This is a genomic window from Brachybacterium sp. p3-SID1565 (genome assembly GCF_025143785.1).
GTDB lineage: Bacteria > Actinomycetota > Actinomycetes > Actinomycetales > Dermabacteraceae > Brachybacterium > Brachybacterium epidermidis.
This window is the reverse complement of sequence record NZ_JAMBDS010000001.1, coordinates 85,034-105,796: the sequence shown is the minus strand read 5'-3', so window position 1 is coordinate 105,796 and position 20,763 is coordinate 85,034. Positions and strand designations below refer to the sequence as shown.

Below are 20,763 nucleotides of genomic sequence, written 5' to 3'. Positions count from 1 at the left end.
GAGAAGGATTGATTCCAGATGGCATCGAAGAAGGGCGTCAGCTCCTCCAAGAACGGGCGTGACTCCAACGCCCAGCGCCTCGGCGTCAAGCGCTTCGGCGGCCAGGTCGTCGGCGCCGGTGAGATCATCGTGCGTCAGCGCGGTACCAAGATCCACCCCGGTGACGGCGTGGGCCGCGGCAACGACGACACGCTGTTCGCCCTCACGGCGGGCACCGTCGAGTTCGGGCGCAAGCGCGACCGCCGCGTGGTCAGCGTTGTCGCCAGCGCCTGAGCGCAGCGACCGCTGATCCGTCCGGCCCCGTCCGGACTCCCACTTTCGCCTTCGAGGGGCGGAGCCCACAGCTCCGCCCCTCGACGCGTACCCACCACCGTCCGCACCGCACCCGGTGACGGACCCACCCCGCCCCGCATCGGAGGAGCCCCATGGCAACGTTCGTCGACCGCGTGAGACTGCACGTCGTCGCCGGATCGGGGGGCCACGGCGCCGCCTCGATCCGTCGCGAGAAGTTCAAGCCGCTGGCCGGGCCCGACGGTGCCAACGGCGGCCGCGGCGGGGACGTGATCCTCGAGGTGGACGCCTCCACCACCACCCTGCTGCCGTACCACCACAAGCCCCACCAGAAGGCCTCCTCCGGTGACTTCGGCAAGGGCGACCTGCGCCACGGGGCCCGCGGCGAGGACCTGGTGCTGCCGGTCCCGGACGGCACCGTGGTGGCCACAGAGGACGGCACTGTGCTGGCCGACATGACCGGCATCGGCACCCGCTACGTGGCGGCCCGCGGGGGCTCCGGCGGTCTGGGCAACGCTGCCCTGGCCTCCCGGCACCGCAAGGCACCCGGCTTCGCCCTGCTGGGCGAGCCCGGCCAGGAGCGCACCCTGATCCTGGAGTTGAAGTCCGTGGCGGACGTGGCCCTGGTGGGCTACCCGAGCGCAGGCAAGAGCTCCCTGATCGCGGCGATGAGCGCAGCCCGCCCCAAGATCGCCGACTACCCCTTCACCACGCTGGTGCCCAATCTGGGCGTGGTCGAGGCCGGCCAGTACCGCTACACCATCGCCGACGTGCCCGGCCTGATCCCCGGGGCCAGCCAGGGCAAAGGGCTGGGCCTGGACTTCCTGCGCCACATCGAACGCTGCCACGTGATCGTGCACGTGCTCGATGCCGCCGCACTCGAATCCGATCGGGACCCCCTCAGCGACCTGGAGACCATCGAGTCCGAGCTGGCCCAGTACGCCGCAGGCCTCGATGAGCCCGGAGAGGGCCGGATCCCGCTGATGGAACGACCCACCGTGGTGGTGCTCAACAAGACCGACGTGCCCGACGGCGCCGACATGGCCGACATGGTCCGCGCCGGCCTCGCCGAGCGCGAGGTGCCCGTGCTGGATGTCTCCGCCGTGTCCCACAAGGGCCTGCGCGAGCTGAGCTTCCTGCTCGGTGAGCTGGTGGAGAAGGCCCGTGCTGCCCTGCCCGAGCCCTCGGCCGCCCCCATCGTGATCACCCCCGAGGCGGTGGACGAGGCCGGCTTCTGCGTGGTCACCGAGCAGTTCGAGGGAGCGACCGCCTGGCGCGTGGTGGGTGACAAGCCCGAGCGCTGGGTGCGCCAGACCGACTTCGCCAACGACGAGGCCGTGGGCTACCTGGCGGACCGCCTGGCCCGCCTGGGCGTGGAGCAGGAGCTGTACGCCGCCGGCGCTGTGGCCGGCTCCACCGTGCTGATCGGCCCGGGGGACGACGCTGTGGTGTTCGACTGGGAGCCCACCATGATGGGCGGCGCCGAGCTGCTGGGCGCCCGTGGCACCGACAGGCGCCTGGAGGACCATCACCGGCCCACCCGCGAGGAGAAGCGCGCCGAGCAGCGCGCCCGCACCGACGCCCGCATGGGGCGACTCGCAGCGATGGAGGAGGAGCGCCGGGCCGGGCTCTGGACCGATCCCTCCGTGGACGAGGACGGCACCGCATCATGATCGGCAGCACCCGGTGAGCGCCGACCTCGCCCGCGCACCGCGGCAGCCCGCGCGTCTCACCGACCGCGCCCAGCTGGTCGGCGCCGGTCGCATCGTGGTGAAGATCGGCTCCTCCAGCCTCACCGATGGGAGCGGCCGGCTCGACGATGCGCGGGTGCAGGAGATCGCCGCCACGGCGGCGGGGCTGCTGGAGCGCGGCACCGAGGTGGTGATCGTCTCCTCCGGTGCGATCGCCGCGGCGCTGGCCCCGCTGGGACTGCCGCAGCGGCCCCGGGAAGTGGCCCTGCAACAGGCCGCCGCGAGCGTCGGCCAGGCCCTGCTGGCCCGCTCGTGGTCCGAGGCCTTCGCCCGGCACGAGCGCATCACCGGTCAGGTGCTGCTGACCGAGTCCGACGTGATCGGCAGGCAGACCTACCGCAACGTGCGCACCGCCCTGGAGGCACTGCTGGACCTGGGCACCGTGCCGGTGGTCAACGAGAACGACACCACCGCCACCCATGAGATCCGCTTCGGCGACAACGACCGCCTGGCAGCCCTGGTGGCGCAGCTGCTGGGCGCGGACGCCCTGGTGCTGCTCACGGACGTGGACGCCCTGTACACCGCGCCGCCGCGGGAGCCGGGCGCCCAGCGGATCTCCGTGGTGGAGGACGTGGCGCGCCTGGCCGGGGTGAGCATCGGCTCGGTGGGCTCCAAGGTGGGCACCGGTGGGATGGTCACCAAGCTCTCCGCGGCTCAGCACGCCTCCACCACCGGCACCGCCACCGTGATGACCTCGGCGGCGCAGTTCGCCGGCGCCGTCGCGGGGAAGGACGTGGGCACGTTCTTCCCCGCCCACCACGGGCGCCGCCGCTCACGCCTGGTGTGGCTGCGCTTCGCCACCCGCGGCGCGGGCACCCTGCACGTGGACGAAGGTGCCGCCCAGGCGCTGCGCAGCCGTCGCCGCTCTCTGCTGGCGGTGGGCGTGGCACGGATCGAGGGCACCTTCCCCGCCGGGGTCCCGGTGGACATCGCCGCACCGGACGGGCAGCTGATCGCGCGCGGCCTGGTGGGCTTCAGCAGCGAGGAGCTGCGGGTGATGAGCGGCCACGGCTCGGCCGAGCTGCGGGAGTCGCTGGGGGAGCGCTTCCGCCGCCCGGCCGTGCACCGCGACCAGATGGTGCTGCTGTGAGTCTCAGGAGCCGGTGAGGACCGTCTCGATGGCAGCGCCGGGGAGGGCACCTCGACGCCCTTTCCTTCGCAACGGTGTGGATCACCACGTTCAGGCACCCCATCAGGGCGGCGAGCACGAACTCGACCGGATTGGCACCCGCGTCGTCGCCGCCCAGGCCGGCGGCTCATGAGAGTCTGGTCGCAGCTGCAGAGTGGATCGCGATCGTCAGAAAGGAACGCCTGCACGGAGGAGAACGTTGGCGTAGGGGGACGCCTCTCCCGTGCGCACGATGAACCGCGCGGATGCAGTGAGGGACTTGAGCTCCTCGTGGGGGACCGCCTCAGCATCGGGGCACCGCTCGGCCAGCCATCGACCCGCATCCTGCCCCTCCGCCTCGACGGCGCGGACTGCACCCTCGATCGCGACCTCCGAGAGGATCAGATCGAGCACGTCCGCGAAGCGGGGGATGCCGAAGCCCACGGCCAGGTCGACCTCGGGAACCCCGGGAGGAACCGGTAGCCCTGCATCGCCCACCACGAAGGTGTCCGTATGGCGTAGACGTGCAATGTGGAGGGCGAGCTGGGCGTGAAGGATGCCGGTCGTCCTCATCGGGATGCCTCCGTGGGACCTGGCAGATCGTCGGTCATGTAGGGGTAGCTCGGCTGGGCACCCTCCGAACGCACCGCGAAGGCACCCACCCGCGCGGCGAAGCGGGCGGCCTCTACCAGGTCGTCGGACCCCAGCAGGTGGGCGGCGAGGGCCCCGATGAAGGCGTCGCCCGCCCCCGTGGTGTCCACGGCCGCCACTGGTGAGGCGGGCACTGGGACGACCTCGGTTGCACCGGCCGGGAGCACGAGGGCACCCTCCCCACCGAGGGTGAGGACCAGCGAGCCGATCCCCGCGCGCCGCAGTGCCTGCAGCATGTCCCCCGCATCCTCGGGCACGTCTTTGCCTGGTGCGAGCAAACCGAGGACCAGACCTGCCTCGTGCTCGTTGACGACCAGGGGGTCCGCTCGGTGCAGCACCTCCGCGTCGAGCTCGACAACGGGGGCCGGATTGAGGATCACCCGCCCACCGCAGAGGCGGGCCGCCGCTTCGATGCCACTGCGGGGGATCTCCCCCTGCAGGACCACGATATCGGCGTCCTCGAGCAGAGCGGCATGGGCGCCGACAGCGGCTGCATCGACGGTGGTGTTGGCCCCGGGGACGACGACGATGGTGTTCTCCCCATGCTCGTCGACGGTGACCACTGCCAGACCCGTGGGAGTGCCGGGGCTGGTGGAGACGGTGCCCACACCGACGCCGCACTCCTTCAGCAGTGACAGTGCCGCTCCGGCATGGGCATCGTCGCCGACGGCTCCGACGATCCGCACCTCGGCACCGAGCCTCCTGGCGGCAACGGCCTGGTTGGCGCCCTTCCCCCCGGGCGTGAACGAACCATCTGCTCCGATCAGCGTCTCCCCGGGACCGGGATGGCGCTCGACTCTCAGATTGAGGTCGGCATTGATGGAGCCGACGACGACGATGCCCGTCACAGGTACTCGCTCACGTTCTCGGCGGTGACCACCACCACGTCGACCTGGACCTCGGCCTCCGGGCTGCCGCCCTCGACCACGGTCTGGGCCTGTTCGACGGCCTGGGCTCCAAGTTCACCGGGCTGCTGCGCGATGGTGGCATGCATGGTCCCGGCCTCGACGGCGGCCAATCCGTCGCCGGTGCCGTCGAAGCCGACCACGAAGACCTCCGATCCCGCCCGCGGGCCGAGGGCCTCGATGGCACCGAGCGCCATCTCGTCGTTCTGGGCGAAGATGCCGACCACGTCCGGATTCGCCTGCAGGAGGTTGGTGGCGACGTTCAGACCCTCGGCACGGTCGAAGTTCGCGGTCTGCTCCGCGACCACTTCGATGTCACCGTGGTTGGCGATCTCCTCGGTGAAGCCCTGGCCGCGGTCACGGGTGGCCGACGCGCCGGGGACGCCTTGGAGCACGAGGATCTGGCCGGTGTCCTCGATGGCCTCGGCAAGGGCCTGGGCAGCCTGAGCGCCGCCTGCGACGTTGTCGGAGGCGATGTAGGAGACCAGCTCACCGCTGGTGGCGTTGCGGTCCACAGCGATCACGGGGATCTCGGCGGCGTTCAGCGCTTCGATCGAGGCGGACACTGCATCGGAGTCGGTGGGATTGACGATGACGCAGGCGACCCCCTGGGTGATGGCGTTCTGCAGGTGGTTGGCCTGGGTGGAGGCATCATCGGAGGCGTCCTGCACCTCGAGGGTGAGCCCGAGCTCTTCTGCGGCCTTCCGCGCGCCGTCGACGAGCTGAACGAAGAACGGGTTCGTCTGGGTGGAGACCGACAGCATGACTGTGCCTCCACCGCCGCCTCCCTCGGCGCCGGCCTCCCCGCCGCCGCGGTTGCAGGCGGCCAGGCTGAGGGCTCCGGCGAGGACGGCGGTGAGGCCGAGGGTCTGACGTCGGGTGGGGTTGACGGGGGACATCTTTGTTCCTTTCGTGGGGCGCGGCCCCGATGGGTTGGTTGCGTAGGTGCGGTAGGGCGTTGTCAGGGGTCAGGAGTCGGTCTTGCGGCGGAAGACGTCGAAGCCGACGGCTAGTGCGATCACGCAGCCGATCACGACCTGCTGCCAGAACGAGGAGACGTTCAGGATGTTCAGACCGTTGCGGATGACTGCCAGAAGGATGGCGCCGATGAGGGTGCCGGTTGCCCTGCCGGAGCCGCCGGCCAGGGAGGCGCCGCCGATGACCACGGCAGCGATCGCGTCGAGCTCGTAGCCGGAGCCGGCCTGAGGCCCGGCAGAGCGCAGGCGCCCAGCAAGCACCAGTCCCGCGAGGCCTGCGAACAGACCGGACAGGGCGTAGACCCACACCAGGACGCGCTTGACGGGGATGCCTGAGAGTCGGGCGGCCTCGATGTTCCCGCCCACGGCGTACATGGAGCGTCCCAGGACGGTCCGCGAGAGGACGAACCAGCACACCACTCCCGCCAGTACCATCGCGAAGATCGGCACGGGAATGCCGGCCACGCGGCTCCCGAAGATGTTGACCGTGTCCGACGTATCGATGGGGGTGCCGTTGGAGACCACCAGGGTCAGGCCGCGGGCGATGGACATCATGGCGAGTGTGGCGATGAAGGCGGGCAGCTTGCCGTAGGCGATCGCGAGACCGGAGATCGAACCGGCCAGCATGCCCACCCCGAGTCCGACCACCACGGTGAGGATCCCGGGAAGGTTCAGAGAGGCGAAGGAGTAGGCGGAGACCATCGCACCCAGAGCTGCGACGGACCCCACGGACAGGTCGATCCCGGCGGTGACGATGACGAAGGTCATTCCGAAGGCGAGGATCGCGACCACGGCAGCCTGGATCCCGATGTTGATGATGTTCGGGATCGTCAGGAAGGCCGGCGTGGCGATGAACAGACCGATGCACAGCAGGATCAGCCCCACCAGTGCACCGTTGTTCATCGCCCAGTGGCCGACCTTCGAGAGGGTCGAGCGCCGGGTGGGCGAGGTGGTCTGGGCAGTGGCGGTCATGCCGCTTCTCCTTCCGAGGAGATGGTCTGGGCGGGTTCGATGTTGGAGACGGCCAGGGCCATGACGTCGTCCTCCGAGGCGGTGTTGGACTCGAGAACGCCGGTGGCGCGGCCAGCGCTCATCACCAGGAGACGATCGCTCATGCCCAGCGCCTCGGGCAGTTCACTCGAGACCATGAGCACTGCCCCGCCGTTGTCGGTGATGGCGTTGATCAGCTCGTAGATCTCGACCTTTGCGCCGACGTCGACGCCGCGGGTGGGCTCGTCCAGCAGCAGGATGCGGGTGTCGGCCAGTACCCAGCGCCCGAAGACGACCTTCTGCTGGTTGCCGCCCGAGAGGTTGCGGATGGGCTGGCCGAGACCGGCCATCCGCACGTTCAGCCGGGAGGTGACGTCATCGGCCCGTCGCTTCTCTCCGGCCCGATCCACGAGCCCTGCGCGGGCGTGACGGCGGAATGTCGCCAGGCCCGTGTTGTCCTGCACCGAGTGCTCGAGCACCAGGCCCTGTGCCTTGCGGTCCTCGGGGACCAGGCCCAGTCCCGCTTCGATCGCAGCACCCACGTCCCCGGGTGGCAGCTGATCGCCCGCAACCGCGACGGTGCCGCGGTCGTAGCGGTCAGCACCGAAGACGGCTCGCAGCACCTCGGTGCGGCCGGCGCCCACCAGCCCGGCTATGCCCAGCACCTCACCGGCGCGCACCTCGAAGGAGACGTCCTCGAAGTGCCCTTCGCTGCTCAGACCCTCCACGGAGAGCAGCACGTCGCCGGGCTGTTCTGGTGCGCGGCGGGGGAACTGGTCCTCGATGTCGCGGCCCACCATCAGTCGGATCAGCTCGTTCTCCGGGGTGTCTGCGGGGACCTGCTGCACGAACTGGCCGTCGCGCAGCACGGTGACGGTGTCGCCGATCCGTGCGATCTCGTCGAGGTGGTGGGAGATGAACACCATTCCCACCTGGCCGGCCCGCAGATCCTCGACCACGGAGAACAGCTGGTCGATCTCCGTTCCGGTGAGGGCCGCGGTGGGCTCGTCGAGGATCAGTATGCGGGCCTGCTGGGAGAGGGCCTTGGCGATTTCGACGAGCTGCTGCTTGGCGACCCCCAGGGTTCCCACCGGGCGGTCCAGGGGGACCCGCAGGCCGATGCGCTCAAGCGCAGCGGAGGCGTGCCGACGCAGAGAGGAGCGGTCCACGAGCCCGAGCTTCTGCGGGGTCCTGCCGAGCATGATGTTCTCGGCCACGCTGAGTTGAGGGACCAGGTTCAGCTCCTGGTGGATCGTGGCGATGCCGTGGGCTTCGGCCGCCTTGACCGTGGGGAGATGGGTCTCGTTGCCGTCGATCAGGATGCGCCCACCATCGGGCTGGTAGATGCCCGACATCATCTTGATGAGTGTGGACTTCCCTGCACCGTTCTCACCGAGCAGCACCTGCACGCGGCCGGGGAGGACATCGACGCTCACGTCATCGATCACGGTGACAGGCCCGAACGTCTTGGTGACGTGGTCCAGTCGGAGCAAGGGGGCGGTCATGCGCAGGACCTCTCTTCTGTGAGGTGATCGGCGGCGGGCCGGGCGGAGCCGCCGAGGACGAGTGTGCTGGGAAGCCGGACCGACGTGACGATCTCCCCTGCTCGCAGACGTACGAGCAGATCGACAGCGGTCGCAGCCATCTCCTGGACCTGCTGGCGCACGTACGTGAGCGACGGACGGATCAGTGCTGTGGCCGGTGTGCCGTCGAAGCCGATGAAATGGAGGCCCTCACCGAGAGCGATGCCCTGCTCGACGATCGCGCTCAGAGCACCTTCGGTGGTCTGGGCGTCGCTGGCGAGGATCGCGCGCACGCCGCTCCCGAGTAGAGAGGTGGCGGCGCGGTGGCCGGACTCGGGGTGGAAGTCTCCCTCCTGCCATTCGACCTCCACACCGTGGTGATCCGCAGCGGTGGCAACCTGTTCGATGCGTTCGATACCGGTTGATGTCGTGCGAGGACCGGTGATGAAGCCGACCCTGCGGTGCCCCAGCCGGGACATGAGGGCGATCGCCTCGTCGAGTGCCGAGCTGGTATCGCTGGTGACCGATGGGGTGGGGGAGCCGGGGATCCGCCTGTCGATGAAGACGGTGGGGATCGCGTCGTCATCAAGGCCAGCCAGGGCCTGCTCTGCATCGGCGAAGGGAGAGACGATGACGCCGTCCACGCGGCGCTCGCGCAGCACGTCGACGTACATGGCCATCTGTTCCGGGCGCTCGTCCGCGTTGCACAGCAGGGTGGTGACACCGTGCTCGAGCGCGCTCTGCTCGACCACGTGCGCCAGCTGGGAGAAGTAGGGGTTGCGCACATCGGGGATCAGCAGGCCGATGCTTGCCGTATGGTTCGAACGCAGTGATCGAGCGAGGGAGTTGACCCTGTAGTCCAGGTCCTTGGCGGCTTGGAGCACGGCCTCGCGTGTGGCCGGGCGAACGGAACCGTTCCCGGTGAGGGCGCGAGACGCGGTGCCGAGGGACACCCCGGCACGGGTAGCGACGTCACGAATGGTCGGTCTGGCCACGTGCTCCTCCTTCGACACGTCGTCGTGTACGGGACACCGCCCGGAGGATCGGCGCCACCCAGAGTGGAAACGTTTCCAAAGTGAGTGGGTTAGATCATAATCGGCGCGCGCGTGGTGCGCAACAGCTGGATCCTGCACGCGTCTCTGGACACCCCTGCCGGTGCTCCCCGGCGCGACCTACCCTTGCTCCATGAACGCGAGCCCCACGACAAGCAGTGCCTCCAGCGCTCACGGGATCCCCGGGCCCCCCGGCAGCCCCGGCACCGAGGGCGAGGACGCCCTGAGCCCCGTTGAGCGGGCTGTGCGCGTGGCCGCCCGTGCGGCGAAGGACGCCCAGCCGGCCCTGGCCCGCCTGCACCGCGACCGCAAGGACGCCGTGCTGCTGGCCATGGCTGACGCCCTGGTGGAGCACAGCGGGCAGATCGTCGATGCCAACGCCCGTGACCTCGAGGCGGCCGATGCGAGCGGGATGGCGGCGGGCCTGCGCGACCGGCTCGCCCTGACCCCGCAGCGCGTGGAGGCGATCGCCCAGCAGCTGCGCGACGCGGCCGCCCTCCCGGACCCCGTGGGGGAGGTGATGCAGGGCTCGATCCTGCGCAACGGCCTCGAACTGCGGCAGATCCGGGTCCCGCTGGGCGTGATCGGCATGGTGTACGAGGCCCGCCCCAACGTGACCGTCGACGCCGCTGGGCTGGCCCTGAAGTCCGGCAACGCGGTGGTGCTGCGCGGCGGTTCCGCGGCCCTGCACTCCAACACGGCCCTGATCGCGGTGCTGCGCTCGGTGCTCGCCGAGCACGAGCTGCCCGAGGACCTGATCGTGGGGATCGACCAGCACGGGCGCGAGGGCGTCGATGCCCTGCTGCGGGCCCGCGGCCTGGTGGACGTGCTGATCCCGCGCGGGGGAGCGGGGCTGATCCAGCACGTGGTGACTCACTCCGTGGTGCCCGTGATCGAGACCGGCACCGGCAACACCCACGTGTTCCTCGACGCCAGCGCGGACCTGGCGCAGGCCGTGGACATCATCAGCAACGCCAAGACCCAGCGGATCGGGGTGTGCAACGCCCTGGAGACCCTGCTGGTGCACCGCGACATCGCCGAGCGCGCCCTTCCCCTGGTGGCGGCGCCCCTGGCCGAGGCCGGCGTGACCCTGCACGTGGACGAGCAGGCCCGTGCCGCACTGGCTATCGGCAAGGGAGGGACCGCGGGCGACGGCATCGACGTGGTCGATGCCACCGAGGAGGACTGGGACACCGAGTACCTGTCCCTGGACCTCGCGATCCGCGTGGTGGAGGACCTGGATGCGGCGTTGGCGCACATCCGCGCCCACTCCACCGGCCACACCGAGTCGATCCTCACCCGTGACCTGGTCAGCCAGCAGCGTTTCCTGTCGGAGGTGGACTCCGCCGTGGTGATGGCCAATGCCTCCACCCGCTTCTCCGACGGCGGCGAGTTCGGCTTCGGCGCCGAGATCGGCATCTCCACCCAGAAGCTCCACGCCCGCGGTCCGATGGGCCTTCCGGAGCTGACGTGCGGCAAGTGGCTGGTGGTGGGTCAGGGGCACGTGCGTGCCTGATCGCACGGCGGGTCCGCGCCCGGTGCGCGGGGCGGGCTGTGGGATGATGGGCCGGTCACCCCGTCGAAAGGCCACCTGAACAATGACCGACCAGCTCATGATCCTCGCCGAGTCCGGAGCCGGCGCCGAGGGCATCCCCGCCTACCTGGTGGGGCTCGGCATGCTCGTCATCCTGTTGGGCCTGCTGGCCATCACGTACCTCGCCGGCGGCGGCAACCGTTCCCCGCGCAAGGGGCATCCCGCTGAGACCCGCACCACCGGTCACCACGACACCGGCGCGAGCGACCACTGACCTCGATGGAGCAGCGTCGGCGCCGTCTCGGCGTGATGGGCGGGACCTTCGATCCGATCCATCATGGTCACCTCGTGGCCGCCAGCGAGGTCCAGAGCGTGTTTGGCCTGGACGAGGTGATCTTCGTCCCCACCGGCAGGCCCTGGCAGAAGTCCGATCGGGAGATCTCGAATCCCGAGCACCGCTACCTGATGACGGTGGTGGCCACTGCCGCCAACCCTGTGTTCACCGTGTCCCGCGTGGACGTGGACCGGCCCGGTGCCACCTACACCATCGACACCCTGCGAGACCTGCGGGACCTGCACCCGGACGCGGACCTCTTCTTCATCACCGGTGCCGACGCCCTGCAGTCCATCCTCACCTGGAAGGACACCCAGGAGATCTTCGAGCTGGCGCACTTCGTGGGCGTCACCCGGCCCGGCCACGAGCTGGATACTGCCGGTCTCCCGGCCGACGGCGTGACCCTGATCGAGGTGCCCGCCATGGCGATCAGCTCCACCGACTGCCGCGCCCGCGTCTTCGCCGGCCAGCCCGTGTGGTACCTGGTGCCGGACGGCGTGGTGCAGTACATCAACAAGTACGCCCTGTACACAGGAGGTGACGGCGTTGACTGATTCCGACGCCCCCACCCGGCACGGCCGTCGGGCCCGCCGCCTGACGCCGGAGGAGGAAGCCGCCCAGCAGGCGCGCGCCACCTCCGCCATCGGCGACGGCTCCGCGGCTCCCGCCGCCCGCGGCGCGGTGGCCCCGCCCGGTGCCGATGCGCCCCTCCCGCGCCTGCGCAAGTTCGGTCGGCGCGCTCGCATCATCGAGCTCGCCGATCCCGTCGATGCCGAGGTCGTCGCAGCACCCGCCGATGGGCCGAGCACGGACCCGAGCGCGCATCCCACCCCGGAGGCGCGCCGTGATGACGACGCCGTCCGGGATGCCGGGCACGACGCTGCCGCGGTCCCGTCGGCCGCCTCGGCCCCACAGCAGGCGGACCCGGCGGCAGGCACAGCGACCGCCACTGCGACGGCCGCCTCGACCGTGCCCGTGGACCGCGACAGCGACGGCGTGGAGCTGGGGGAGATGTCGGTGAGCGAGGCTCCCGATCCGCGCCCCGCACCCCGCTTCGAGGGCAAGGTGCTGCAGCGCGCCGACGACTCCGGCGGGCGATCCCTGCTGTGGGTGGTGTGGGTGCTGATCGGCCTGGCCGTGCTGGCCCTCATCATCCTGCTGGCCACCGGGGTGCTGGGCCCCGGCGACACCGGCGCACTCGGTGCCCTTGCAGCTCTGCCTGATCCGCACGTGCTCGATCTCGCATCCATCCCGTACCCGACACCCCTGGAGGTCACGTCCGCGTGAGTGCCCCCGACGAATCCCTCGACCTCGCCCGCGTGGCCGGCCGGGCCGCCGCCGACAAGCTCGCCAACGAAGTGATCGGCCTGGACGTCTCCGAGCAGGTCGTCATCACCGACGTGTTCCTGGTGTGCTCCGGCGACTCCGAGCGCCAGGTGTCCGCCATCGTCGACGGCGTGGAGGAGGCACTGCTGAAGGAGCGCCGCCGCAAGCCCCTGCGCCGCGAGGGCGAGCGCGATGCCCGCTGGGTGCTGCTGGACTACGGGGACATCGTGGTGCACGTGCAGCACGCCGAGGACCGCGCCTTCTACGCGCTGGAGCGGCTGTGGCGCGACGCCCCCGTGATCGACCTGCAGCTGGACCAGGCGGCCACGGTCGAGAGCACCTCTGATCCCCAGTGAGCTCGATCACCGCCGGCATGAACGGCCACGTGCGCACACGGCTGATCCTGGCCCGCCACGGGCAGACGGACTACAACCGCGAGGCCCGCCTCCAGGGCCAGGTCGACATCCCCCTGAACGCCGTGGGCCGCAAGCAGGCCAGGGCTCTGGCCGCCGCGATGGTCGAGCAGGAGCCGGACGTCATCGTCTCCTCCCCGCTCGCGCGTGCCCACGACACGGCCCTCGAGGTCGGGAAGGCCTGCGGCATCGACGTGGTCGTCGACGAGGCCTTCCTGGAGCGCGGCTTCGGGCCGTGGGAAGGACTGCGCGGCGAGGAGATCCGCAGCCGCTGGCCCCAGGAGCACGCCCTGTGGCGCGAGCACCGCTCCGTGCCCGGCCTGGGCATCGAGGACCGACCGGACGTGGCCCGCCGCGTGGCCGACCGCTGCCACCAGCTGATGGCCGAGAACACCGGCATGACCGTGCTGGTGGTGGGCCACGGCGCCGCCACCACCCTGGGCATCACCGAGCTGCTGGGCCTGGACACCGACACCTTCCGCGGCATCGGCGGCCTGCAGAACTGCCACCGATCCGTGCTCGAGCCGCTCTACTCCGACCCCACCGGTGAGCGCATGAGGCTGGTGTCACACAACATCGCCCCCGATTTCATCTGAGGCCGCCGAGGATGTAAGCTCGCTGAGTCGCCACGCCGACGGGACGGCCCGCAGGGGCTCGACGAGGCAGGTGACTCCCACTCGGGGCTATGGCGCAGTTGGTAGCGCGCTTCCATGGCATGGAAGAGGTCAGGGGTTCGAATCCCCTTAGCTCCACCCCACGCACAAGGCTCGAACCCTTGCCAACGTCAATGTTGGTAGAGGTTCGGGCCTTGTTGGTGTCTGCGGCCCAGGTCAGTGCGTTGGCGTTGACCTGTGGGTCGAGCAGCATTTCGAAGGGTCGGTTGTGCTCGACGCGCAGCTCGTTGTCCTCGTCGATGAAGACCTTGGTGAAGAACGCCTGGTTGCAAAGACGCCGGTTCGTGTCGTCGCAGCGGGCGTAGATGTCGGCGCAGTAGGCGAGGAGCCCGAGCGCGTCGTCGAGGTGCGCGCGGGCGTCGGCGTAGTCGCCGTAGTGGGCGTCGATGCGCCGATTCACAGCTGACGCCCTGATCGCTTCGGCTCAACTGCACCGATGTCGTTCGGTCACGCCCGGACAAACCCAGTTCAAGCGGCACAACTTCCGATACGATGGAGCACGTTGGCCCGCCCGGGTCACGGAGCGCGAGGGAGGACCAACGTGGCTGAGCCGTGGCTGTCCGCAGACGACATCGCCGCCCACCTCGGGGTCACCAAAGACACCGTCTACACCTGGATCGCCGAGAAGGCCATGCCCGCCCACAAGGTCGGCCGCCTCTGGAAGTTCCAAGCCAGCGAGATCGACGACTGGGTGCGCCGAGGCGGCGCGGCCGCCGACTCTGCCCCATCCCCGCCAGGGTGATCGTTCCGCTCGATTTGAGCCGCTGCTGACGCTTTGTCGGTGGCACCCCATATCCTGACCCACTGCCCAAAACCGGAAGGAGGCACCCCGTGACAGAAGCAACAGCCGATGAGACGTTGACGCTCGCGACGCTGCGCGCGGGCCAGCGCCTCCGAGGCCTCGTGCCGGGCCAGACCGTCACCTTGATCGCCATCGACCCCATCGACGCTGGCCTGTTCGAGGTCTTCTACCGTGACGATTCCGGCCGCAGCGGCGCTCGCGCGATCACCGACGCCGACGTGGCGCGCTTCGAGATCGCGGGCGACTTCGACTCTGCTCCGGCCTACGATGCAGACCCGGACGAGTTCCGGCTCGCGGCCGAGGCGCTGCGGATCAAGTACGCCGCACTGTATGACCCGATGGTCGCGGTCAACAGTTCCGACGTTGACCCGCTGCCGCACCAGATTCGCGCGGTCTACGAAGAGCTGCTGCCGCGCATCCCGCTGCGGTTCCTGCTCGCGGACGACCCCGGCGCGGGAAAAACGATCATGGCCGGCCTGTACGTGAAGGAGCTGATCCTGCGCTCGGACTGCGAGCGAGCGATCATCGTTGCCCCTGGTGGTCTGGTTGAGCAGTGGCGTGAGGAGCTATCGCAGAAGTTCGACCTGCGCTTCGAGGTTTTCGGCCGCCAGATGGTCGATGACGCCCAGGGCCGCAACGTCTTCGCGGAGCACCCTTTCCTGATCGCCCGCATGGACCAGCTCTCACGCAGCGAAGACCTGATCGAGCAGCTCGGCGAGGTCACCTGGGATGTCGCGGTCGTGGACGAGGCCCATCGCATGTCGGCGCACTACTCGTCCTGGGCGGGCGAGGTCGATGAGACCAAGCGGTTCAAGCTCGGACGCCTGCTGTCGGAGACTGCGCACAACTTCCTTTTGATGACCGCGACCCCGCACGCGGGCAAGGAAGAGGACTTCCAGCTGTTCATGTCGCTGCTGGATCGCGACCGCTTCGAGGGCCAGTACCGCCAAGGCGTACACCGCACCGACACCCACGGTCTGATGCGCCGCATGGTGAAGGAAGACCTCCTCACCTTCGAGGGCAAGCCGCTGTTCCCCGAACGCAGGGCCTACACCGTCGAGTATGAGCTCAGCCCCGCCGAGCGGGAACTCTACGAGCTGGTCACCGACTACGTCCGCACCGAGATGGGACGCGCCGAGCGAATCGCTCAGGCGGGCGACAAGAAGCGCGGCAACAACGTCGGCTTCGCGCTCACCGTGCTCCAGCGCCGTCTGGCATCCAGCCCGGAAGCGATCCTGCGATCGCTGGAACGACGCCAACAGCGTCTCGACACGAAACTTCGGGACATGCAGTGCGTCACCGAGACGGCCCGCCTGACCGGTGCCGTCGCCCAGCTACCGATGGACGATGCGGCTCTCCCGGCGTTCTCGATTGAAGACTTCGAGGACTTCGACGGGGAGACCACCGACGAAGAACGTGCCCAGTTCGAGGAACAAGCCGACCAAGTGGTCGATCTCGCGACCGCGGCGCAGACGATCCCCGAGTTGCGGGCTGAGATCGCGATCCTCGAAGACCTCATCAAGGTCGCCCGTCGCGTCAGGCTGCAGGACGACGATAAGAAGTGGGTGCAGCTACGCACCATCCTCGACGAGCAACTCCTGACCCACGACGGTTCCGGCGACGCGCGCAAGATCATCATCTTCACCGAGCACCGCGACACGCTCGACTACCTGCAAGCCAAGATCACCGCACAGTTCGGGCGCGCGGACTCGGTCATCACGATCCACGGCGGCACCCGCCGCGAGGATCGCAAGCTTGCCCGCGAGCGCTTCACCCACAACCCGGACACCGTCGTCCTGCTCGCCACCGATGCCGCCGGTGAAGGGCTGAACCTCCAGCGCGCGCACCTGATGGTGAACTACGATCTGCCGTGGAACCCGAACCGCATCGAGCAGCGCTTCGGACGCATCCACCGCATCGGCCAGCGCGAAGTCTGCCACCTTTGGAACATGGTCGCCCGCGACACCCGCGAGGGCGACGTATTCACCCGACTGCTGGCGAAGATCGACCAGATGTCGATCGCGTACAACGGCAACCTGTTCAACGTGCTCGGCGACGCCGATGCCTTCCAGGAACGCTCACTGCGTGACCTGCTGATCGAGGCGATCCGTTACGGCGACCAGCCCCAGGTCAAGGCCAAGCTCGACCGCATCATCGACGCCGGAGTCTCCCACGGACTCGATGAGATGCTCGCCGAACGCGCACTCCACCCCGAGATGTTCAGCGCACTCAACCTCGACGAGGTCCGGGCACGGATGGAGAAGGCCCGTGAGCGCCGGCTCCAGCCGGGCTACATCGCTGCCTTCTTCATCCCGGCCTTCGAACGCCTCGGCGGACGCATTCGCAAGCGTGAGAAGGGCCGCTACGAGATCACCCGCGTGCCCGCCCGCGTGATCGACACCGCGCGTCGCCTCAATCGTTGGGCACCCGTCGCTGAACAGTACGAGCGCATCACCTTCGAGCTCGCGCGCATGCACCCCGACGGACTCGCCGACGCCTCCCTCATCGCACCCGGTCATCCGCTGCTGCACGCCGTGATCGAAGCCACCATCGACGACCTCGGCCCCACCCTCAAGCAAGGCACCGTGCTCGTTGACCGCCGCACCAAACAGACCAACGCGCCGATGCTGATGTTCAGCGTCGAACAGCGCATCGAGAACACCGCAGCCGACGCCGACACCGTCTCCCACCACTTCGACTACCCCCTCCTCGAACAAGACGGCACCGTCACCGTCTCCGCAGCCCCGCCGTACCTCGACTACGACCGCCCCGAACCCGGCGAAGCCGAGGCCATCACCGAGATCGTCAGCAGTGACTGGGCGCGGCAGAACCACGAGAAACTCGTGCGCGCTTGGGCCTACCGTGAAGGGCTCCAGCCCCGCATGGACGAGATCAAAACCCGACTCGACATCGAAACCGCACGGACCCGGGCGCAGGTCAAGGATCGGCTGCTGGCCGAGATCAACCACTGGGACCGCGAGCACAACCGCCTCGAAGCACTCGAACGCGCAGGAACTGTGGGCAGACTCCGCGCCGAGACCGCACTCGTCCGCGCCCGCCAGCTCGACGAGCGGCTGAACCACCGGCTCGAACAACTCGACGAGGCCACCAACCTTGTCGCCGTGCCCGCCGTGATTCGAGGCGCAGCGCTCGTCATCCCCAGCGACATCCTCGCCACCGACGAAGCACCCGCACCGCAGACCTTCGCCCGCCAGACCGAAGAAGTCGAACGCCGAGCCGTTGACGCCGTGCTCGCCGCTGAACGTACGCTCGGACGCGCTCCGGTCGAGATGCCTCGCAACAACCCCGGCTACGACATCCAGTCCACCGACACTCAAGGCTTCGTCCACTACATCGAGGTCAAAGGCCGGATCGAGGGCTCCGACACCTTCACGATCACCACCAACGAAATCACCTTCGCCCAGACCCAGGGAGACCGGCACCGGCTAGCCCTGGTCGAGGTGTCTGCCAGCGGCCCGGAGCGGGATCAACTGCGCTACGTGAGCCATTCCTTCGCCCACCTCGAACCATCCGCGACCACCCGCTCCTACAACGAGGTCTGGCGCGACTACTGGGAACGCGGAGGACCACCGCGATGACCCACACCACCGACAACCAGACCAACGCCAGCGAGAGAAGCACCGTGACAGCACCCAAGAAGAAGCTCATCGAAGTCTCGGTGCCGCTAGAAGCGATCAACGCAGCGACCCAACATGAGAAGTCGGTGCCTCGAAAGGGACATCCGGCGACGATGCATCTCTACTGGGCCCGCCGACCATTGGTGGCGGCTCGGGCAGTGCTGTTCGCCCAACTTGTCGACGATCCGAGTTCGCGCCCGGAGGAGTTCCCGACCGAGCAGGAGCAGGACACCGAACGCGCCCGGCTGCATGCGCTGATGGAGCGGCTTGTCGTCTGGGAGAACAGTCACGACGAAGCGATCTTGGCCGAAGCTCAGAAAGAGATTCGTCGCAGCAACAGTGGGGGCCTTCCTACCATTCTCGACCCCTTTGCAGGCGGCGGTGCGATTCCGGTCGAGGCCCAGCGACTCGGCCTCCATGCAGAAGCGAGCGACCTCAATCCGCTTGCCGTTCTAATCAACAAAGCCCTAATCGAGTTCCCACCAATCTTCGCAGACTCTGCGCCTGTAGCTCCTGGGTCTGCTGAAACCCGCACCGGGTGGCAGCGTGCCGAAGGGCTCGCAGAGGATGTCCGACGATACGGCGAGTGGATGCGCGAGGAGGCTCTCCGTCGTATCGGAGCGAACTACCCGAAGGTCAAAGCCCCAGGAGGTACCGAGCACACGGTCATCGCATGGATATGGGCGCGCACGGTCAAGAGTCCTAACCCGGCGAACCCAATTGAAGTGCCATTGGTCCGATCATGGTGGCTCTGCAAGAAGAAGGGGAAGGAAGCATGGGTTCAGCCGTCAGTCGTTGACGGGCAGGTTCGCTACGAGGTGCGGCACGACCCCAATGGGCCCAAGAGCGACCACGACGGCACCATCAAGCACGGAAAAGGGGCCTGGTCCGTGGTCGATGGGACGCCCTTCACCTATGACTACATTCGGGAAGCAGGCAAACGAGGTGAGATTGGAGCTCACTTGATTGCCGTAGTAGCCGAAGGCAAGAAGGGGCGTATCTATGTCTCGCCCACTGGAGATCAAATAGATGCCGCGATCGTTGATCGGGTTGACGCTGAGGTCGATGCCGACGTGCCAACGAACCCGCGATGGTTCTCACCGCCCGCTTATGGCCTCGCTAAGTTCACGGACCTGTTTACCAACCGTCAACTCCTCGCACTGACAACGTTGAGCGATCTTGTCAGCGAAGCGCGCGCACGGGCGCTGGCTGACGCCATCGCGGCTGGCATGCCGAACGATGTGCCGTTGCAGGATGGAGGTCGTGGCGCTGAAGCGTATGCGGATGCGATCGCCACGTATCTCGCGTTTGCTATCAGCAAGCTTGCTGACTGGTCATCGTCGATTTGCAGCTGGATTCCCCAGATCGAAGGTGTCCGCGACACGTTCGCGCGTCAAGCCATACCGATGGTCTGGGACTACGCCGAGATCAACCCCTTCTCCAATTCTGTGGGTCACTTCTTCACTCATGTGGAATGGGTTGCGTCTGGTATTGAAGGCTTGCCGCGCGCATCGCAACCTGGCCATGTAGAGCAACTAGATGCCGCGTCGCGAAGCTATGGGCAGGTTGTTGTCTCTACCGACCCGCCCTACTACGACAACATCGGCTACTCAGATCTTTCGGACTATTTCTACGTCTGGTTGCGACGATCGCTGGGAAGTGTTCACTCTCAGGCTTTGGGCACATTGCTGACGCCCAAGTCGGAGGAGCTGGTCGCTAACCCATACCGGCACAACGGGAAGGCTGGTGCCGCGAAATTCTTTGTCGATGGTTTCAACTCGGTGTTTGAGCGGATTCGCGAGACGGCGCACCCGCACGTTCCACTCACCGTTTACTACGCATACAAGCAGCAGGACACCCGAGATACCGGAACGTCCTCGACGGGCTGGCACACACTCCTCGACGGACTGATCGAGAGCGGATGGGAGATCACTGCGACTTGGCCGATGCGTAGTGAGCGTGGTGGCCGAATGATTAGTGTGGGAACAAACGCGCTTGCTTCCTCTATCGTCCTCGCTTGCCGACCGCGGGCGATTGACGCTCCTGCTACGACCCGTCGCGCCTTCGTCGCAGCATTGAAGTCTGAACTCCCGAGAGCGTTGCACACCCTGATTCAGGGATCGATCGCTCCGGTTGACTTGGCACAGGCAGCTATCGGCCCCGGCATTTCGGTGTTTTCTCGCTATACACGGGTGCGCGAGGCAGACGGCTCCGATATGAGCGTGAAAGACGCACTGCTGCTGATCAATTCAACTCTCGACGAAGTGCTCGGCGAGCAGGAGTCCGACTTCGACCCGGACACTCGTTTCGCGGTCAAGTGGTACCGGCAGTACGGGTGGACACAGGAGAGCTCGGGGATTGCCGACCAGTTGGCGCGCTCCTCCGACACCTCAATCGGGGCACTTGAACGCGGCGGCATCTTCGAAGCGAAGGGCGGCAAGGCACGGCTCCTGCCACCGGCGCAGCTCGATGGTGATTGGGATGCGGCCTCTGACGATCGTGTCAGCGTGTGGGAGGCGACTGTTCGTCTCGCTGCTGTGATGGCGAAGGACGGTGCCGACAAGGTGGCGGAGCTGCTGCCGTCGGTGCAGACGCGCGTGAACCTGGATGCGGTCAAGGAGTTGGGCTTCCTGCTGTTCCACGAGGCGGAGAAGAAGAAGGAGACGAAGGACGCGATCCTGTTCAACGGTTTGGTGAGCGCCTGGGGCGACGTGAACGAGCAGGCGCGCAAGTTCGTTTCGACGCCGCGATCCTCGCAGCAGGAGTTCGACTTCGACGAGGACGAAGATTAGGC

At 68.0% G+C, this 20,763-nt stretch carries 19 protein-coding genes and 1 tRNA gene; 14 read left to right on the top strand and 6 right to left on the bottom strand.

From position 1 onward, the window contains the following. Nucleotides 1–18: 18 nt before the first annotated feature. From rpmA to proB, 3 genes are all read left to right on the top strand, one after another. Nucleotides 19–273: a 50S ribosomal protein L27 gene (rpmA, locus tag M4D54_RS00500; RefSeq protein WP_193866839.1), complete on the top strand. Its 255-nt coding sequence runs from the start codon at nucleotides 19–21 to the stop codon at nucleotides 271–273. 152 nt (nucleotides 274–425) lie between these two features. Then, nucleotides 426–1,964, top strand: a complete 1,539-nt coding sequence (gene obgE / locus M4D54_RS00495; RefSeq protein WP_259889452.1) for a GTPase ObgE — start codon at nucleotides 426–428, stop codon at nucleotides 1,962–1,964. Nucleotides 1,965–1,977: 13 nt separating this feature from the next. Then, complete coding sequence (proB, locus tag M4D54_RS00490) at nucleotides 1,978–3,132, top strand: glutamate 5-kinase (RefSeq protein WP_259889434.1); 1,155 nt, start codon at nucleotides 1,978–1,980, stop codon at nucleotides 3,130–3,132. A 207-nt stretch (nucleotides 3,133–3,339) separates the two neighbouring features. On the opposite strand, the gene rbsD is transcribed toward proB, so the two are convergent. From rbsD to M4D54_RS00460, 6 genes are all read right to left on the bottom strand, one after another. Then, nucleotides 3,340–3,723, bottom strand: a complete 384-nt coding sequence (rbsD, locus tag M4D54_RS00485) for a D-ribose pyranase (RefSeq protein WP_259889433.1) — start codon at nucleotides 3,721–3,723, stop codon at nucleotides 3,340–3,342. Further along, entirely contained in the window at nucleotides 3,720–4,649 is a 930-nt protein-coding gene (locus M4D54_RS00480) for a ribokinase (RefSeq protein WP_259889432.1), read from the bottom strand. Before M4D54_RS00480 ends, rbsD begins: the two co-directional genes overlap by 4 nt. Continuing rightward, nucleotides 4,646–5,605, bottom strand: a complete 960-nt coding sequence (locus M4D54_RS00475; protein WP_259889431.1) for a substrate-binding domain-containing protein — start codon at nucleotides 5,603–5,605, stop codon at nucleotides 4,646–4,648. Before M4D54_RS00475 ends, M4D54_RS00480 begins: the two co-directional genes overlap by 4 nt. A 69-nt stretch (nucleotides 5,606–5,674) precedes the next feature. Next, nucleotides 5,675–6,655 carry an ABC transporter permease gene (locus M4D54_RS00470; RefSeq protein WP_259889430.1) on the bottom strand — a complete coding sequence of 327 codons (981 nt, stop codon included), beginning with the start codon at nucleotides 6,653–6,655 and terminating at the stop codon, nucleotides 5,675–5,677. Next, the gene (locus tag M4D54_RS00465; protein ID WP_259889426.1) at nucleotides 6,652–8,178 is read right to left on the bottom strand and encodes a sugar ABC transporter ATP-binding protein; all 1,527 of its coding nucleotides are present in this window, start codon (nucleotides 8,176–8,178) and stop codon (nucleotides 6,652–6,654) included. Before M4D54_RS00465 ends, M4D54_RS00470 begins: the two co-directional genes overlap by 4 nt. Then, nucleotides 8,175–9,191: a LacI family DNA-binding transcriptional regulator gene (locus tag M4D54_RS00460; protein ID WP_259889424.1), complete on the bottom strand. Its 1,017-nt coding sequence runs from the start codon at nucleotides 9,189–9,191 to the stop codon at nucleotides 8,175–8,177. Before M4D54_RS00460 ends, M4D54_RS00465 begins: the two co-directional genes overlap by 4 nt. Nucleotides 9,192–9,381: 190 nt before the next feature. On the opposite strand from M4D54_RS00460, the gene M4D54_RS00455 reads away from it, so the two are divergent. The 11 genes from M4D54_RS00455 to M4D54_RS00405 all read left to right on the top strand — a co-directional run bounded on the left by M4D54_RS00455 (nucleotide 9,382) and on the right by M4D54_RS00405 (nucleotide 20,761). Continuing rightward, a complete protein-coding gene (locus tag M4D54_RS00455; protein WP_259889421.1) occupies nucleotides 9,382–10,764 on the top strand; it encodes a glutamate-5-semialdehyde dehydrogenase in 1,383 nt (460 codons plus the stop codon). An 82-nt stretch (nucleotides 10,765–10,846) separates the two neighbouring features. After that, nucleotides 10,847–11,056: a hypothetical protein gene (locus tag M4D54_RS00450; protein ID WP_193866830.1), complete on the top strand. Its 210-nt coding sequence runs from the start codon at nucleotides 10,847–10,849 to the stop codon at nucleotides 11,054–11,056. A gap of 5 nt (nucleotides 11,057–11,061) precedes the next feature. Next, nucleotides 11,062–11,670, top strand: a complete 609-nt coding sequence (gene nadD, locus M4D54_RS00445) for a nicotinate-nucleotide adenylyltransferase (RefSeq protein WP_193866829.1) — start codon at nucleotides 11,062–11,064, stop codon at nucleotides 11,668–11,670. Then, complete coding sequence (locus M4D54_RS00440; RefSeq protein WP_259889413.1) at nucleotides 11,663–12,403, top strand: hypothetical protein; 741 nt, start codon at nucleotides 11,663–11,665, stop codon at nucleotides 12,401–12,403. The genes nadD and M4D54_RS00440 overlap by 8 nt, the downstream gene beginning before the upstream one ends. Beyond that, entirely contained in the window at nucleotides 12,400–12,798 is a 399-nt protein-coding gene (gene rsfS, locus M4D54_RS00435; protein WP_204409518.1) for a ribosome silencing factor, read from the top strand. The genes M4D54_RS00440 and rsfS overlap by 4 nt, the downstream gene beginning before the upstream one ends. Continuing rightward, on the top strand, nucleotides 12,795–13,451 hold the full coding sequence (locus M4D54_RS00430; protein WP_259792800.1) for a histidine phosphatase family protein: 657 nt from the start codon (nucleotides 12,795–12,797) through the stop codon (nucleotides 13,449–13,451). Before rsfS ends, M4D54_RS00430 begins: the two co-directional genes overlap by 4 nt. A gap of 83 nt (nucleotides 13,452–13,534) precedes the next feature. Continuing rightward, nucleotides 13,535–13,607 (top strand) — tRNA-Ala (locus M4D54_RS00425). Nucleotides 13,608–13,737: 130 nt separating this feature from the next. Further along, nucleotides 13,738–13,935: a hypothetical protein gene (locus M4D54_RS00420; RefSeq protein ID WP_259889406.1), complete on the top strand. Its 198-nt coding sequence runs from the start codon at nucleotides 13,738–13,740 to the stop codon at nucleotides 13,933–13,935. Between the two features lie 135 nt (nucleotides 13,936–14,070). Next, the gene (locus tag M4D54_RS00415) at nucleotides 14,071–14,271 is read left to right on the top strand and encodes a helix-turn-helix domain-containing protein (protein WP_259889404.1); all 201 of its coding nucleotides are present in this window, start codon (nucleotides 14,071–14,073) and stop codon (nucleotides 14,269–14,271) included. An 89-nt stretch (nucleotides 14,272–14,360) separates the two neighbouring features. Then, nucleotides 14,361–17,930, top strand: coding sequence for a helicase-related protein (locus M4D54_RS00410; RefSeq protein WP_259889401.1), 3,570 nt, complete (start codon nucleotides 14,361–14,363; stop codon nucleotides 17,928–17,930). After that, nucleotides 17,927–20,761, top strand: coding sequence for a DUF1156 domain-containing protein (locus M4D54_RS00405; RefSeq protein WP_259889400.1), 2,835 nt, complete (start codon nucleotides 17,927–17,929; stop codon nucleotides 20,759–20,761). Before M4D54_RS00410 ends, M4D54_RS00405 begins: the two co-directional genes overlap by 4 nt. Nucleotides 20,762–20,763 lie beyond the last annotated feature (2 nt).